This window comes from Providencia sp. CIM-Carb-044 (genome assembly GCF_033901115.1).
Taxonomy (GTDB): domain Bacteria; phylum Pseudomonadota; class Gammaproteobacteria; order Enterobacterales; family Enterobacteriaceae; genus Providencia; species Providencia hangzhouensis.
Map to the genome: position 1 here is coordinate 606,909 of NZ_JAXADV010000002.1, position 15,544 is coordinate 622,452.

Below are 15,544 nucleotides of genomic sequence, written 5' to 3' on the forward strand. Positions count from 1 at the left end.
CTATTTTAGTGGTAGATTATATGAAGACAATCAATTTAAATTATTATTGATTTTGTTATATCCTTATTACTAAATCTTATAAGCGGTAATAAAGAGCATTATCATGAATAAAAGTGACACCAGCACCCTTGAGCGGAATAACCTAAATCCTATATTAAAACTGATACCCGGTATTATTTTAGCTGGTATTCTGACTGCTATTGCAATTTACCTAGGTGACCAACCTTGGTTTATGGATATCGGCTTAGGTGCATTAACCCTCGCAATCTTATTAGGAATTATTGTAGGGAATACTTTTTACCCCGTAGCCAGTCAATCTTGTGATGCCGGCATTAAATTTGCTAAGCACTATTTTCTCCGTGCGGGTATAATTTTGTATGGTTTTCGCCTTACTTTCCAACAAATTACGGATGTAGGTGCTACAGGGGTTATCATTGATGCCTTAACATTAACCTCAACTTTTTTATTAGCATATTGGCTAGGTAAAAAAGTGTTCGGTCTTGATGAAGAAACCACGTTATTGATTGGTGCAGGTAGTAGCATTTGTGGCGCAGCCGCAGTCATGGCTACTGAACCCGTGGTGAAAGCTTCTGCAAGTAAAGTTGCGGTTGCCGTATCAACGGTTGTTATCTTTGGGACTATTTGTATTTTTGTTTATCCTTGGATTTACCAATTAAATGCGCACTTTGGCTGGTTTCCTGCAACAGAAGAAACTTTTGGGATTTATATCGGTTCAACAGTACATGAAGTTGCACAGGTTGTTGCAGCAGGCCACACTATTGGTACTGAGGCAGAAAATGCCTCTGTCATCGCCAAAATGATCCGTGTAATGATGCTTGCGCCTTTTTTGATTATTTTATCGGCTTTCTTAAGCCGTAAAACAGCCGCAAACCAAACAACAAACACTCAGAAAAGTAAAATTACGATTCCTTGGTTCGCCGTATTTTTTATTGTTGTCGCAGGTTTCAATTCACTCAATTTACTGCCCCATGTATTAGTACAACAAATCATAGCCTTGGATACGATTTTACTGGCTATGGCAATGGTTGCTTTAGGGTTAACTACCCATGTTAGTGCTATTCGCCAAGCGGGTATTAAGCCATTACTGATGGCACTTATCCTATTTGTTTGGTTGATTGTCGGTGGGCTCTTAATTAACATACTGATTCAAAGCATTTTTTAGCATATATTCTCCTCATTTTTAGCCACCTCAATGGGTGGCTTTTTTGTTGATTTCATTTATTTGCTTATTAATGGCATACTCCAACAAAAAGGAGTCAAAAATGAAATATATTGGAGCACATGTCAGCGCCTCTGGTGGGGTTGACCAAGCTGTTATTCGCGCACATGAAATCAATGCAACCGCTTTTGCTTTGTTCACAAAAAATCAGCGCCAATGGAAAGCTGCGCCACTAAGCGAAGACGTAATTAAGAAATTTAAAGATAACTGCAAAAAATATGGGTACGGTAAACACCAAATCCTTCCTCATGACAGCTATTTGATCAATTTAGGTCACCCCGAATTTGAGGCTCTAGAGAAATCTCGTGTCGCTTTTATCGATGAAATGCAGCGTTGTGAACAATTAGGTATTGATTTACTTAACTTTCACCCCGGTAGTCATTTAAAGAAAATTGAAATTGACGATTGTTTAGCTCGCATTGCTGAATCTATTAATATTGCGCTTGCTGAGACCGAAGGCGTGACCGCTGTAATTGAAAACACGGCGGGACAAGGCACTAACTTAGGCTTTGACTTTACGCATCTTGCAAAAATTATTGAACGGGTGAAAGATAAAAGCCGTGTAGGCGTTTGTATTGATACTTGCCACGCATTTGCCGCAGGTTATGACTTACGCACAGCCGAAGATTGTGACAACACATTTAGCCAATTTGCAGATATTGTTGGTTTTGAGTTTCTAAAGGGAATGCACCTTAATGATGCTAAAAGTGAATTTGCCAGTCGTGTTGACCGCCACCATAGTTTAGGTGAAGGGAATATTGGTTTTGTTCCATTCACGTATATTATGCAAGATAGCCGTTTCGATGGTATCCCCTTGATTTTAGAAACCATTAATCCCGATATTTGGCCGCAAGAAATTGCATGGTTGAAAGCACAGCAAAGTAGCTAATTATTGGCTTTCTAATATAACAACCCCCGCATTATCATGTGGGGGTTGTTTGAAATTCATTAACTATAACGATTTCATTTCAATTTTTGCCATCATATCCGCTAATTTGTTTCTATTTTTTAAACCGACATCTGGCTGAGAAACGGATAGTGCAGAAATTGCGGTCGCCATACGTAACGTATGCTCGCTGGACTCACCATTGAGTAACCCATAAGCTAGCCCTGCTACCATCGAGTCACCAGCCCCAACCGTGCTTATCACTTCACAATGTGGCGGTTTCGCCAGCCAAGAACCCGAAGCATTAACCCACAGAGCCCCTTCTTCTCCTAATGAAATAACAACATGAGAAATTCCTTTGTCTCTTAACTCATGCGCTGCGGCTACAACATCTTGTAAATCTGGCAGTTTTCGGCCAACCCAACTTTCTAATTCATGACGATTAGGTTTTACTAGCCATGGTGACGCTTTCAAACCTGCCTTTAAGGCTTCTCGGCTACTATCGAAAATAATACATGGGCATAATTGGCGAAGGCGAGTCATCCAACGAGTGAATTCTTCTGGGTCAATACCACTTGGTAAACTTCCGCTGACAACGACCATATCGAAATGGCCTAACCAATTAAGTGATTCGGTAGAGAAACGGTTCCAATCTTCTTTACTGACCTCAAAGCCTGAAAAGTTAAAATCCGTTGACTCCCCATTATTTTCCGTGAGTTTCACGTTAATCCGTGTACGCCCTGGCACCATACTAAAACGGTTCGCCATGCCATTTTCACTGAAAAAATGTTGAAACTCTTCTTGGTTATCCTTTCCCATAAAACCACTAACAGTGATATCAATACCTAAGTCACGGAGCACTTTTGCGACATTGACACCTTTACCACCCGCGTTGAGGCTAGCGGTTTTGACTAAATTGACTTCACCAACTTCGATAGTAGAGCATAAGCCCACAAGGTCGTAAGCAGGATTTAATGTAATTGTAGCAACCCGGCGAGTCATAACCACTAATCTCCCTTATCATGATTATCGTGTCTTTAAATTTAATTATAGTTATAACATTAAAGCATATTGTTTTCAGTGATATTTGTACTTTTTCCTGCTTGTTTTTCTACAAGATTATGTCAGGATCAGCGCGCTGAAAAATAAAATAATAAGGAGAATATATGTCTCAGCATACTCACGTCGTCGCTGGTGTTGGTGTTCTAATCACTAATAAACAGGGGCAAATTTTGATGGGCAAACGCAGTAGTAAACATGCGCCCTATTGGTCCATTTTCGGGGGACATGTGGACCCTGGTGAGTCCTTTGAAGATTGTGCCATTCGCGAAATAAAAGAAGAAATTGGTATTGATATCCAAGCTCCAACTGTTTTTGGTATCAGCAATAATTTACAGACTTATCAACAAGAAGGTAAACATACCGTTTCTATTTGTATGCATGTTGAATATAACGGTGAGGTTGAACCTCAAATTATGGAAGCAGATAAATGTGAAAACTTAATGTGGGTTTCACCTGATAAGCTCCCAGAGCCTCATTTTGAAGCTAGCCGCAATGCTGTTGACCTCTGGCTTACACAACGTTTCTATCACCACAAAGCCTAATCAAGTGTAAACGTACAACATCCTCTTTTTGTACGTTTATCATCCATCCCTTTCTAATTACTCATTTTTCCCTATTTTATTCTATTTACGATATTTACAATACTGCACTCTTACCGTATCATTTGGCTAGTACAGTGAAACGATATATTTAGGAGCCACCATGGCTATTGATGGAACAACACAACAAAAAAATCCTTCTATATTAGGAGGTGCGATGATCATTGCCGGTACTGCGGTGGGTGCGGGTATGTTTTCAATTCCTATGGTGACCTCCGGCGTATGGTTCACAGGCTCTGTCATACTGTTAATTTATACCTTTATTTGCATGTTACTTTCTGGGTTAATGATTTTAGAAGCCAATATGAATTACCCAGCTGGCGCCAGTTTCCATACTATGGTCAAAGACTTATTAGGCACGACATGGAATTCTATTAACAGTTTATCCGTTACTTTTGTGCTTTATATTCTTACTTACGCCTATATTTCTGCAGGAAGCTCTATCATCACCGCGAATTTGTCAGAAAAAATACAAATACCACAAGCGGGTGCAGGCTTTATTTTTGCATTTATTGTGGCTTTTTTTGTGTGGCTTTCTACTCGTGCTGTCGATAGGTTAAGTACCATTTTAATTGGCGGGATGGTCATCACCTTTATTATGTCAATCGGTGGAATGATTTCAACCGCATCACCAGCTATCCTATTCAACCAAACTGAGCATGGTGAAAGCCAATATCTTCCTTATGCCTTAGCCGCATTACCCTATTTATTAACCTCATTTGGTTATCACGGTAATGTTCCTGGATTAGTTAAATATTATAATAAAGATAGCCGTAGTGTTGTTAAGAGCCTAGTGTATGGGGCTACCATTACCGTGGTTATCTATATTTTGTGGCAGTATGCGATCCAAGGAAATATTCCAAGAACATCATTTATTGAAATCAGAGAAAATGGCAACAATATTGATGCATTACTGGCTCAAATGAATATTTCTACCCAGAGCAGCTTTATATCTCAATTTTTGAACCTGTTTTCTTATATGGCTCTAGCGAGTTCTTTCTTAGGCGTGTCTTTAGGGTTATTTGATTTTATTGCTGATTTTTTCAAATTTGCAGATAACAAATTTGGGCGCCTTAAATCTGTCTTAGTCACTTTTTTACCACCAACAATACTCGCACTGATTTTTCCTAATGGGTTTATTTATGCGATTGGTTTTGCAGGGTTGGCAGCTACTATTTGGGCAGTCATTGTCCCTGCGCTGATGGCGAAAGCAAGTCGTAAACGTTACCCTAACAACAGCTACAAAGCACCAGGTGGGAGCTTTATTATTGGCTTTGTGATCCTCTTTGGATTAATTAATGCGGTTGCTCATTTATTGTCACTATCTGGCTTACTACCTATTTATTAACCCTTTCAGTGTGGATATCGCCCTCTGGTTATATCTACACTGATATGTCACCTAAAAATTTTTCACTGAAAATTGACTTCAGCATCTTGCCTAATTCTTTATCTGCGAGTAATTTTGTCGCACTCTTTTTGACAACCCTAAAGAAGGTTATTTATGGCCAAGGCCAACGAAATCAAACGTGGTTTAGCAATTAACTACAATGGCAAATTATTACTTGTAAAAGACATTGATATTCAAGCACCTAGTGCTCGTGGAGCGAGTACATTATATAAAATGCGCTTTACTGATATCAAAACGGGCCAGAAAGTTGAAGAGCGTTTCAAAGGCGATGATATTTTAGAAACAATTTCCCTAACCCGTCGTGGAGTGAGCTTTTCTTATATTGATGGTGATGAATATGTCTTTATGGACAATGAAGACTATACTCCCTACCTTTTCAAAAAAGCCGATATTGAAGAAGAATTACTTTTCATTCCTGAAGAAGGGTTACCAGGAATGCAAGTGTTAACAATGGATGGGCAAGTTCTTGCTTTAGAGTTACCGCAAACGGTTGATATGGTCATTATTGAGACAACCCCAGCAATTAAAGGGGCTTCGGCTAGCGCACGAACTAAGCCTGCAACGATGGCTACAGGGTTAACAGTTCAAGTTCCTGAATATTTAACAACCGGTGAAAAAATTCGTATTCATATCGCTGAGCGTCGTTATATGGGCCGTTGTGATTAATTTCTGCTTTTGATTTGAAAGAAATAAGCCTTTATATGCCTATGAATTTATTGTTCATAGGCATATGTCATTAAAATTAAACATTGCATACCTTCTCATCTTAGTTTGCTATATTCAATTTGTGTTCGTCTCAAAATTAATCGTATTTTATTGTGTAAATACCTAGGGTTTTATCTTTATTAATCCAGTTGAATTGTTGAGTACCTTTTTGATTCGGAAGCAACATTTCTTGATTCTTTAGTTTACGAATATCTGCAGATGCGGTTTCCAATTTACCACTATCATTCCAGCATTTGGTTTCTACTTTATTCGCATTGGCTTCGACAATACAAGGCGCTGCTACAATAGCTCCAGTAAATCGAATAACGCCTGTATTGCTGCGTTTTACCTCACTGTTTTCAGATGCAAATACTGAAAAGCTTGAGTTCAATGCTGTTACTGCTAAAAAAGCCATTACCATTTTTTTTACTGAGCTATTCATAACGAAATTCCCGTTTAAAATTATGTTATCGTCACTTCCTGTAATTTATTTACAGTTAAAGTATTTATTTGGCTGAATTGCCTGAGGACGACATACTAATTCCAAAGGGATATTAATAATTTCATTTATAGCCGTAGTTTTTTATTTTTTGTTTTATTATTTATCAAAACAAAATATATGACTTGCCTCACACTTAATTAACCACACAAAATGCAACACTTTATAAATATAATCTATTAGCATTGGTCAATTAATTTATAAAAATCGTCGCTATGCCATTTTAGGTATATCTATATATCAAACACCTTAAACTTGTTAAAAAAAGTGTTTATTATCATGAATATGAACTTAGATAAAAAAATTTTATTACCTTCTGAAAACTTGATCGCATCAGGCAGGCAACGTGCTTGTTATCAGCATCCTGAGTATAATCACCTATGCGTAAAAGTTCATTTAAGTGGGCGAGATGATAAAGAAACATTAAGAGAGGTTCGCTATTATAAACGCTTGTATAAAAGGAATCTTACCGTAAAAACGATTTCTCATTACTATGGCACCCAGCAAACTGATCGGGGGCTAGGGTACGTATTCCAATTAATCAAAGATAAGACAGGAAATGTTTCAAATACCTTAGATTATTATCTTAAAAATAAACAAGTTTTTTTAAAACATAAAAAAAACATGAAAATTGCTTATGAGCAATTTAAAAAGAACATATACAAAGAGGCTATTACCACGATGGCGCTCAAAACTTATAACATCGTTTATCAACTAGGCTATAAACCTTATGGTCAATTTATTATTATAGATAACCTTGGCTCATCTAACCTAATCCCCATTGATTATTTCTCAACTAGAATTGCTCGTTCCACCCTAAATCGCCGGTTTGCTGATTTCGAACAACGACTTTATCGTGACTATAATCTTAAGATATAGTCACATTCCTCGCCCCCTATTTTGCTGTCACCATTAAATATCTAGTTATATTGACGTATTATTAGAGTTGCTCTAACAATACATTGGTTATGAATGGTTATGGTAGAATGCTACTCACTAGTCGATATTAATATTGTGGAGAATTACTAATAAATACAACCAGAAAATACTGATATACATACAGTACTTTTATTTTTTAAATTATTTTCTGAGTGTTTTTTATTCTAATGGACTTTCTTAACAAAAATTAAACTGTTTATTTGAGTACAAACACACTCCCTCTAAATAAAAACTTAAACTTCTTTACACTTCTAGTTTGAAAAGTCCTTAATTATGCAAATCCACTGAAATAACACATAGAAAAGTGTGATTTAGTTCATATTTTACTAGTTAAAAATACCATCTTTATAAGTAATATCCTTCATTGTAGACAATTGTCACATAAACCAATGGCAAATAGGCACTTTTATCTAATGTTTTGTAAATTTCACCCCTATTAACTCGCCATTTTGCTTTTGTTTATGTATGCTCTTAAAGGTTTGATTTGGTACTACTACGATGCTGAATCTTCTAAACAAAAAAATGTAAAGAATGTCTTAGTAAATTTAGTAAATATTGACTTATCTCCTATACTCAATAAGTCATTAAATATGACTAGTACATTCGAAGTTTAGTGGTACTACGATAAACACTTTCTGCGAAAAACACAGTTTTGCCATCTATAATGCGTTTTTCACAGGGATAAGTTTAGTTTTTTTGTGTCTTTTTACACAATAAAGTACTAAAAAGAAAAATGGTAAGGGATATATATAAGAATGCTAACCTCTGAAAAACTTAAGCGCTATGCTTGGCGCATTGTTCCGGCAATTGCAATCGCCGTAACGCTCACAGCATGTACCAACCCAAAGTCAGCTAAAAACACACAATATACTGCTAAATCAGATACTCGTATGCTAAATGGTTCTGCGGGTGACTCGTTGACGATGGCATCTCAAGATGAATTCGAAGAGTTAGTACAAAGTGTTGATACTAAATCTAAAATAATGGATCAATACGCAAGCTGGAAAGGCGTAGCTTATCGTCTTGGCGGCACAACAAAGAAAGGTGTTGATTGCTCAAGTTTCGTACAGAGAACATTTCTTGAACAATTTGGTGTTGAACTCCCTCGTACGACCTCTGAACAAGAATCCTCCGGCAAAAGCGTAAAACGTAATAATCTAAAAGTCGGTGATATTGTTTTATTTAAAACAGGCCGTACTATGAAGCATGTTGGCATTTATATTGGTGACCAAAAATTTGTCCATGCATCAACCAGTAGTGGTGTTATCGTTTCTGAAATGACTAACTCATACTGGAGCAAAAGATATTATGCCAGCAGGCGCATTATTAATGGCTCATAAGTTTTTATAATATCCTATATCCCTTCCCAATAAAAAAGCTTCCATTTGATGGAAGCTTTTTTATTGGGAATTTTTTGACTAAACTTAGTGATAGCTATTTGATTTTTAGGTAAAAAACAACTAAAACACCAAGCCCACCTCGCGATAATACTCATTCAAAAACAAGCTTTAAACACGTAACCGAATAAAACCTGTAACTAAAATAATAATCAGTAATCAAGCCACTATAACAACTAATAAAATATTAAATATACTCAAAACTAAGCACTATAAAAACCAGAAGAAAGTTCTGCAATAGCAACGCCAGAGGCTTTTAAACGGCACATAGCTGCCAACTCATCATTAGCATGAATAAATAGGCAAATTTCTTTTTGCCACTCTAAGATCGCGTTGGCAATCTGCATATCTGATAATGATTCAGACAATTGTTGCATTGCAATACAATCTGTCGCACAGTCATGGCTAAGTAATTTCAGCCCCACAAGCTTATCGCTATCGGCATCATTCATAGGTACAACTTCAACATCCGTACCTATTTTGCCTGATAACCAGCGGTAGCTTTGCGGTAGCCTGTGCACCACCGAAAGACCTAATTTTTCCACAAAGATATCCTATTGATACATTCTAGTATTTTGCCAAGTATTGATATTTAATTTCTTACTTGACCTAACATGGGCTTAAGCCACTCATTCATCGTTCAAACCGAACTTAAAGTTATCCAAAAAGTAACATGAATGTTAAATACCGAATCTTAAATATAACATTAAAAAAACAAAATGTCGTTAAATTTTTGTGACATAAATCATTGCATATTCATTTTAATAGCAAATATATTAAAATATAAACTAATTTTGATCGCTACATCCTAACATCTTGCATAAAACACTTAACTTTTTTTTACATTTTTGAAAAGAAAATAGTAAAAAACAGTTTATTTTTGAAGTAAATCCAAATTTTTATTAATGAATAATGTTGCAATGCATATCAAATCACAAAACATAAACTTAACAAATTCAGCTGTAATGATAATTGATTTAGATCATTTTTCACCAAAGATTATTAATACCACTGCGTTATCACTCGGCTTTATCGAGCAATCACTTTTATCTCTAATAGATAAATGAATTATATGGGAAAGTAACTAGAACAAACTTTGATTAGTCCGTTATAAATAATGAAGAAGAGAATTGAGTGTTCTCAGTTTCATCCATGAAACTTGAAAACATATGATTTATTTTGTTTTTTTGGCTAGTAAAACAAATAACATCGAGAGCGCCACGCAAGCAACCATAGAGCCGACCATTGGCCATGCGCTCTGAGCAGGTATTAGTGATAACAAAGTTCCAACGAGTGCGCCAATTGAAAACCTTATTGTTCCTGCCAATGAAGAAACGGTTCCTGCAATATGTGGATAATTATCCAAGATCACTGCCATTGCGTTAGAAGTGATCATCGCTATTCCACTAACATAGACTGCAACACCGATAACCAATGTCCAAAAATCTAATGCAAATGCCGTTGTAACAAGCAACCACACGCCCATCACAAATTGGATAATAATACCAAAGTAAAGCATTTTCTCCGCGCCGAAATGCCTTACATAACGGCTATTAATAGTCGTCATAATAAACAGGAAGATGATATTGATACCAAAATAGTAGCCGAAATTCTGTGGAGATACCCCATTTAAATCGATATACACAAAAGCGCCTGCATTTAAGAACGAAAACATCCCTGCAAAGGAAAATGAGCTCGCTAATATATAGAACAATACTTGTTTTGCTCTAAATAAAGTCGCAAATTGCCTTAATGTTGTTCCAACATGAAATTTTTGCCTTTTGGCAACGGGGAGTGTTTCCCGCACAAAACAGCTCACTAAAATAACAGCGATAACCGCAGCAATAGCGATGCTCCAAAAAATTGCATGCCATGAGAACCAGCGCATTAGCTCTCCCCCTAAAATAGGGGCTAATAACGGTGCGATTGTCATCACTAAGACAACAAAAGACATACTTCTTGAGAATTCATCACGGGTAAACATATCCCGCATAAGTGCATTAATCACAACACTTGCAGCTGCCGCGGCAAAACCATGTAAAAAACGCAACCAAATCAGTGAGTCAATCGATTCAGTGATAGCACAAGCCGCTGAAGCAATTGCAAAAACAACGACTCCACCCAAGATAACAGGTTTACGACCAATGCTATCTGCCATCGGCCCATAAAATAATTGCCCTATAGCAAAACCAAAAATGTAGCTATTGAGCGTCATTTGAATGCGCCCTTCATCTACATTAAAATAATGCATCATCGTCGGAAAGCTTGGCAGGTACATGTCGATGGCCAACGGCATTAACATCGATAATAAACCTAGAATTAGTATCAGCCCCAAATAGGATGAACGCTGCTGTTGCACTCTTTAAACTCCTGCTATTTATTTACGTGGTACGTTAATACTGTTGATCTCTTCTTCCGTCAGTGGACGGTATTCTCCGGGCTCAAGAGTCTCATCGAGCCAAATTTCACCAACGCGTTCACGGTGTAACCCACAAACATGGTTCCCCACCGCAGCAAACATGCGTTTCACTTGATGATAACGCCCTTCACTAATCGTCAACCTGACATCTCTAGGGCTGATAATTTCCAGTTTTGCTGGTTTAGTTAGGTGTTTTTCCCCGTTAAGCATAACGCCCTGAGTAAACTGCTCGGCAACATCATTGGCGATATCGTCACTCAATTGAACTCGGTATGTTTTTTCACAATGATGCTTCGGTGAAGTAATGCGATGTGACCACTGACCATCATCAGTTAATAAGACAAGCCCCGTTGTATCGATATCTAAACGCCCTGCTGAATGCAGTTTTTGTGCGAGAGGCTCATCAATAAAAAAAAGAATTGTTGGATGTGTTGGGTCATCTGTTGAGCAAATATAGCCTTGTGGCTTATGTAACATAAAATAACGCGGCCCAGTAACTTGCACGAGGACATTACCATCATAAGCGACTTCATGATCAATCGTAACTTGAAAGGCCCCTGACTTAACGATTTCATCATCAACCGTTACGAGCCCTGCGCGTAATTCTCGCGCTACCAAACTTCGGCTTATCCCTAATTGCTGGGACAAAAATTTATCCAGTCGCATAGATTCTCTTAACTTGATGGAATGCCAGCGAAGCGTACAATAACGCTCAACTGTCAGAATATAGAGTGAAAGGTTGTTGTGATTGCTATCACATAATTCATTATAACAATAACCCCTGTGAAGTGATAGTTTCACCGCAGCAACTTACATCTTTAGACAGAGTCATCGTTTTAAATTAAATTTAACGTCATTCACCTGATTTAATTACATAATACTGAATAATATGCCTTTTGTATTACGCCCTTACCAACAAGAAGCTGTCAATGCGACGGTTGATTATTTCCGCAAGCAGACTGCCCCTGCCGTGATTGTCTTACCAACAGGAGCAGGTAAAAGCTTAGTGATTGCCGAATTGGCTCGGCTTGCTCGCGGGCGAGTGTTGGTATTAGCCCATGTGAAAGAATTAGTTGAGCAGAACCATGCTAAGTACCTCGTATATGGCCTACAAGCCGATATATTTGCCGCTGGCCTGAACCGCAAAGAATCTCAAAGCAAAGTGGTTTTCGGTAGTGTGCAATCTGTTGCTCGCAATCTTAAGGCATTTGACGCACATTTTTCCCTAGTAATTATTGATGAGTGTCACCGTATAAGTTTGAATGATAAGAGCCAATACCAACAAATTATTCAAGTTTTACAAGCTAATAACCCTTCATTACGTATTTTAGGATTAACAGCCACCCCTTACCGCCTCAACAGTGGCTGGATTTACCAATACCATTACCATGGCATGGTACGTGGTGATGAAAATTGTTTTTTTCGAGAGTGTATTTATGAACTACCTCTACACTATATGATTAAAAACAAATTCTTAGTTCCACCTGAACGCTTAGATATGCCTGTTTTACAATATGATTTTAGCCAAGTTTCACTGACATCATCGGGTATTTTTAACGAACAAGAACTTAATTTGTCATTAAAAAAACAACAACGCATTACGCCTAAAATTATTGAGCAAGTTATTGAATATGCAGCACCGTTACAAGGCTGCATGATCTTTGCTGCGACGGTCGAACATGCCAACGAAATTCTGAGTTATCTACCGAAGAATAGTGCGGCATTAGTGACGGCTGAAACCCCAGCAATTGATAGGCAAGCAATTATTAAACAATTTAAAAATAAAGAATTACATTATCTCGTTAACGTTTCAGTATTAACAACAGGGTTTGATGCACCTCATGTCGATGTGATTGCTATTTTGCGCCCAACAGAGTCAGTGAGCTTATACCAACAAATTGTTGGCCGAGGATTGCGCCTTTATGAGGGAAAAACACGCTGTTTAATCTTAGATTACGCAGGTAATCCACACGATTTATTTCGGCCTGAAGTGGGGTCAAGTCAACCAAATTCAACCAGTGTGCCTGTGCAAGTTTTTTGCCCATTATGCCAATTTGCGAATATTTTTTGGGGAAAATGTACCTCTGATGGGCAAATTATTGAACATTACGGCCGGCGCTGCCAAGGCTGGGAAGAAGATGAAAATAAGCAGAAAAAACAATGTGAATTTCGTTTTCGCTTTAAACAATGTCCACACTGTGGTGCAGAAAATGATATAGCGGCTCGTCGCTGTCAAAAATGCCAAGAAGTGCTTACCGACCCTGACGATATGCTAAAAGCCGCCTTAAAACTCAAAGATGCGTTAATTATTCGTTGTGGTGGTATGCAATTCATTACAGGGAGTGATAACAAAGGTGAATGGATTAAAATCAATTATTATGATGAAGATGGAACCTGTGTTTCAGAACGTTTTCGCCTAGCCACACCCGCACAAAAACGCGTGTTCGAATATCGTTTTTTACGTGAGCATCAGCGTGCCCCAGGTGTTCCGTTTAAGTGGAATAATGCAAATGATATATTAGTGCAACAATCTTTATTACGATATCCCCAATTTATTGTCGCGCGCAAAAAAGAACGCTTTTGGGAAATTCGAGAGAAAATCTTCGATTATCAAGGGCGTTTTCGCGTTGCTGCTCCCCTGTCATAACGCGAAAATGATCATAATGATTGCTGGATGGCCGATTTTTCGTTAAAATGCCGCCCGCCTTCCGATATCTTGTTCTCTGAATGGATTATCCTAGGCCAAATCTCGAACCTGCTGCTGGGTCGCCTGTAGCAGGAATTTATATTTTCTTTTTATAGAGAAATAGTAATGTTAACTATCAATGCAATTGAACGTAAAGAGCAGGGTAAGGGTGCGAGCCGCCGCCTGCGCAGAGATAACCAGCTTCCAGCTATCGTTTACGGTGGCAACCAAGAAGCTATCTCTGTAACTCTTAACCACGATGAAATCATCAACCAAGAAAGCAAAGCAGAATTTTACGAAGTTCTGAATCTGGTTATCGATGGTAAAGAAACAAAAGTAAAAGTTCAGGCTGTTCAACGTCACCCATTTAAGCCAAAAGTGACGCACATTGACTTCCTGCGCGCTTAATTAAAGCCCACAGCCGAGCTTTAGAAATTTTCGGGACGCCGAGTAAATAACGCCGCAATTGCGGCGTTATTTATTTCTACCTCTTCAACACCACAACCTATTTAGTACCACGGCGTTGTAATTGATCACGCAAATTAGGTGGTGTGCCACGAATGGTTAACGTATCAGTGACAGGGTCCCAAAAGATACGCTCCCCCATGAGCATCGCATCAAAGCTAATTGTGATCCCTCCACCACTCCCCGAAAACTTCGTTAATTGCTTTAACGTTCCTCTATCGGCAGGGAAACTTTCTTCGAGTTGATAATCATTTTGGCGAGCGAAATCGTCAAAGCTTTGTTCTTCAACCATTGGCAGCTCTTTTGCCAACGCCTGCAGCTCAATTTCCTCTCCAGACTGTAATTGTTCTGTGCAATAACTATGTACTTGCTGGCGATAAGCTTGGCGCGTATTTTTGTCCATTTGTGCATTGTCACAAAAATCATCAAGTGCCTGAACCAAGCCTTTATTCTGAACTTTTGCGTTTAACCCTTCAGATGCAGCCAGAAAATCCATAAAGAAATCAGAAACTTTCCGCCCTACTCTACCTTTTAAGAAAGTTAAATAGCGTTTTGACTCAGGATTGGTCTCCCATTCGGTTAAATCAATACGTGCGACAATATCTGCATGAGGAATATCTAAATAATGTGTCGTGCCTAAGTCCAATGATTCTGTGACAAACATGCTGTCACAACTATTGAGCACCGCAATTAATAAGTATTCGACCGCGAGGTAACGGTATTGACAAAAGAGAACCACGCCCCCTTCCGCAAAAGGATATTTGGCTAATTCATCTTTCAAGCGAACCGTCATCGCACGGCTGAAACCTAAAAATTCTTCTTCGCCCTTACGCAATAACTTTAACGCATCAGCAAGTTCACTTTCTTCGTTAAATTCACCAAATGCTTTACTTTTAGCACTATAGACGCGGTGCAATTCTGCCATCATGTCTTGTACGACACCATCTGCTGTCAATAGAGAATCCCGCAACATCACCTCTAGGGTCTGCTCATCTCTTTTAATTAGCTGGTGTAAAGCTATCTGGTTAATTTCCAGACTCATTGTTGGCTCCTTCGTTATAGCGAAAATAATGTTGCGCGTATTCAAACATTGATATTATTCATCTGCAACAGAAACCATCATTTGTTCTATTTTTAGCCTGATTACGCTGAACTAATACGCACTTTACGAATCTGAATTAACATTATTCCCATTTAAACAAAAATTTGTTGCGAAGAAAGAAGAAAAACCAACTGTGA

General features: G+C 38.1%; 15 protein-coding genes. 9 read left to right on the plus strand and 6 right to left on the minus strand.

The window, feature by feature from the left end:
• Positions 1–103 precede the first annotated feature (103 nt).
• Together SJ312_RS06115 and nfo are read left to right on the plus strand one after the other, a co-directional pair.
• Positions 104–1,183: a YeiH family protein gene (locus SJ312_RS06115; RefSeq protein WP_110591848.1), complete on the plus strand. Its 1,080-nt coding sequence runs from the start codon at positions 104–106 to the stop codon at positions 1,181–1,183.
• Positions 1,184–1,283: 100 nt separating this feature from the next.
• Positions 1,284–2,129: a deoxyribonuclease IV gene (gene nfo / locus SJ312_RS06120; RefSeq protein WP_036957604.1), complete on the plus strand. Its 846-nt coding sequence runs from the start codon at positions 1,284–1,286 to the stop codon at positions 2,127–2,129.
• Positions 2,130–2,192: 63 nt separating this feature from the next.
• On the opposite strand, the gene fruK is transcribed toward nfo, so the two are convergent.
• Positions 2,193–3,128: a 1-phosphofructokinase gene (gene fruK / locus SJ312_RS06125; RefSeq protein WP_004253135.1), complete on the minus strand. Its 936-nt coding sequence runs from the start codon at positions 3,126–3,128 to the stop codon at positions 2,193–2,195.
• 164 nt (positions 3,129–3,292) lie between these two features.
• Between fruK and SJ312_RS06130 the strand changes: the two genes are divergently transcribed.
• From SJ312_RS06130 to yeiP, 3 genes are all read left to right on the plus strand, one after another.
• The gene (locus SJ312_RS06130) at positions 3,293–3,730 is read left to right on the plus strand and encodes a nucleotide triphosphate diphosphatase NUDT15 (RefSeq protein WP_004253127.1); all 438 of its coding nucleotides are present in this window, start codon (positions 3,293–3,295) and stop codon (positions 3,728–3,730) included.
• Positions 3,731–3,890: 160 nt separating this feature from the next.
• Positions 3,891–5,135, plus strand: a complete 1,245-nt coding sequence (gene mtr / locus SJ312_RS06135) for a tryptophan permease (RefSeq protein ID WP_110591849.1) — start codon at positions 3,891–3,893, stop codon at positions 5,133–5,135.
• Positions 5,136–5,288: 153 nt separating this feature from the next.
• A complete protein-coding gene (gene yeiP / locus SJ312_RS06140; RefSeq protein ID WP_004253124.1) occupies positions 5,289–5,861 on the plus strand; it encodes an elongation factor P-like protein YeiP in 573 nt (190 codons plus the stop codon).
• A gap of 136 nt (positions 5,862–5,997) precedes the next feature.
• On the opposite strand, the gene SJ312_RS06145 is transcribed toward yeiP, so the two are convergent.
• Positions 5,998–6,342, minus strand: coding sequence for a hypothetical protein (locus SJ312_RS06145; protein ID WP_004253122.1), 345 nt, complete (start codon positions 6,340–6,342; stop codon positions 5,998–6,000).
• Positions 6,343–6,678: 336 nt separating this feature from the next.
• Here SJ312_RS06145 and SJ312_RS06150 point away from each other — a divergent pair, with 336 nt between their 5' ends.
• Together SJ312_RS06150 and mepS are read left to right on the plus strand one after the other, a co-directional pair.
• A complete protein-coding gene (locus SJ312_RS06150) occupies positions 6,679–7,278 on the plus strand; it encodes a YrbL family protein (protein ID WP_004253120.1) in 600 nt (199 codons plus the stop codon).
• Positions 7,279–8,093: 815 nt separating this feature from the next.
• Positions 8,094–8,678, plus strand: a complete 585-nt coding sequence (gene mepS, locus SJ312_RS06155) for a bifunctional murein DD-endopeptidase/murein LD-carboxypeptidase (protein ID WP_004253117.1) — start codon at positions 8,094–8,096, stop codon at positions 8,676–8,678.
• 260 nt (positions 8,679–8,938) lie between these two features.
• Here mepS and SJ312_RS06160 read toward each other — a convergent pair whose 3' ends face one another.
• From SJ312_RS06160 to rsuA, 3 genes are all read right to left on the minus strand, one after another.
• A complete protein-coding gene (locus tag SJ312_RS06160; RefSeq protein WP_004260080.1) occupies positions 8,939–9,280 on the minus strand; it encodes a hypothetical protein in 342 nt (113 codons plus the stop codon).
• A gap of 629 nt (positions 9,281–9,909) precedes the next feature.
• Entirely contained in the window at positions 9,910–11,094 is a 1,185-nt protein-coding gene (locus SJ312_RS06165) for a Bcr/CflA family multidrug efflux MFS transporter (protein ID WP_110591851.1), read from the minus strand.
• A gap of 18 nt (positions 11,095–11,112) precedes the next feature.
• Positions 11,113–11,820 (minus strand): 16S rRNA pseudouridine(516) synthase RsuA, encoded by a 708-nt coding sequence (rsuA, locus tag SJ312_RS06170; RefSeq protein ID WP_110591852.1) that lies wholly within the window; start codon positions 11,818–11,820, stop codon positions 11,113–11,115.
• Between the two features lie 223 nt (positions 11,821–12,043).
• On the opposite strand from rsuA, the gene SJ312_RS06175 reads away from it, so the two are divergent.
• Both SJ312_RS06175 and rplY read left to right on the plus strand, forming a co-directional pair.
• Positions 12,044–13,801: a DEAD/DEAH box helicase gene (locus SJ312_RS06175; protein WP_319867203.1), complete on the plus strand. Its 1,758-nt coding sequence runs from the start codon at positions 12,044–12,046 to the stop codon at positions 13,799–13,801.
• A gap of 165 nt (positions 13,802–13,966) precedes the next feature.
• Positions 13,967–14,248, plus strand: coding sequence for a 50S ribosomal protein L25 (gene rplY, locus SJ312_RS06180; RefSeq protein ID WP_004260060.1), 282 nt, complete (start codon positions 13,967–13,969; stop codon positions 14,246–14,248).
• Positions 14,249–14,345: 97 nt separating this feature from the next.
• Here the strand turns inward: rplY and yejK are convergent, their stop codons facing one another.
• Positions 14,346–15,347: a nucleoid-associated protein YejK gene (gene yejK, locus SJ312_RS06185; RefSeq protein ID WP_004260056.1), complete on the minus strand. Its 1,002-nt coding sequence runs from the start codon at positions 15,345–15,347 to the stop codon at positions 14,346–14,348.
• Between the last annotated feature and the right edge of the window lie 197 nt (positions 15,348–15,544).

What these genes read in the sequence shown, in the direction of transcription:
- yejK (WP_004260056.1), bottom strand. Translation starts at nt 15,347, where the DNA reads ATGAGTCTGGAAATTAACCAGATAGCTTTACACCAGCTAATTAAAAGA.
- rsuA (WP_110591852.1), bottom strand. Translation starts at nt 11,820, where the DNA reads ATGCGACTGGATAAATTTTTGTCCCAGCAATTAGGGATAAGCCGAAGT.
- rplY (WP_004260060.1), top strand. Translation starts at nt 13,967, where the DNA reads ATGTTAACTATCAATGCAATTGAACGTAAAGAGCAGGGTAAGGGTGCG.
- nfo (WP_036957604.1), top strand. Translation starts at nt 1,284, where the DNA reads ATGAAATATATTGGAGCACATGTCAGCGCCTCTGGTGGGGTTGACCAA.
- mepS (WP_004253117.1), top strand. Translation starts at nt 8,094, where the DNA reads ATGCTAACCTCTGAAAAACTTAAGCGCTATGCTTGGCGCATTGTTCCG.
- SJ312_RS06145 (WP_004253122.1), bottom strand. Translation starts at nt 6,342, where the DNA reads ATGAATAGCTCAGTAAAAAAAATGGTAATGGCTTTTTTAGCAGTAACA.
- mtr (WP_110591849.1), top strand. Translation starts at nt 3,891, where the DNA reads ATGGCTATTGATGGAACAACACAACAAAAAAATCCTTCTATATTAGGA.
- fruK (WP_004253135.1), bottom strand. Translation starts at nt 3,128, where the DNA reads ATGACTCGCCGGGTTGCTACAATTACATTAAATCCTGCTTACGACCTT.
- SJ312_RS06150 (WP_004253120.1), top strand. Translation starts at nt 6,679, where the DNA reads ATGAATATGAACTTAGATAAAAAAATTTTATTACCTTCTGAAAACTTG.
- SJ312_RS06130 (WP_004253127.1), top strand. Translation starts at nt 3,293, where the DNA reads ATGTCTCAGCATACTCACGTCGTCGCTGGTGTTGGTGTTCTAATCACT.
- SJ312_RS06175 (WP_319867203.1), top strand. Translation starts at nt 12,044, where the DNA reads ATGCCTTTTGTATTACGCCCTTACCAACAAGAAGCTGTCAATGCGACG.
- yeiP (WP_004253124.1), top strand. Translation starts at nt 5,289, where the DNA reads ATGGCCAAGGCCAACGAAATCAAACGTGGTTTAGCAATTAACTACAAT.
- SJ312_RS06115 (WP_110591848.1), top strand. Translation starts at nt 104, where the DNA reads ATGAATAAAAGTGACACCAGCACCCTTGAGCGGAATAACCTAAATCCT.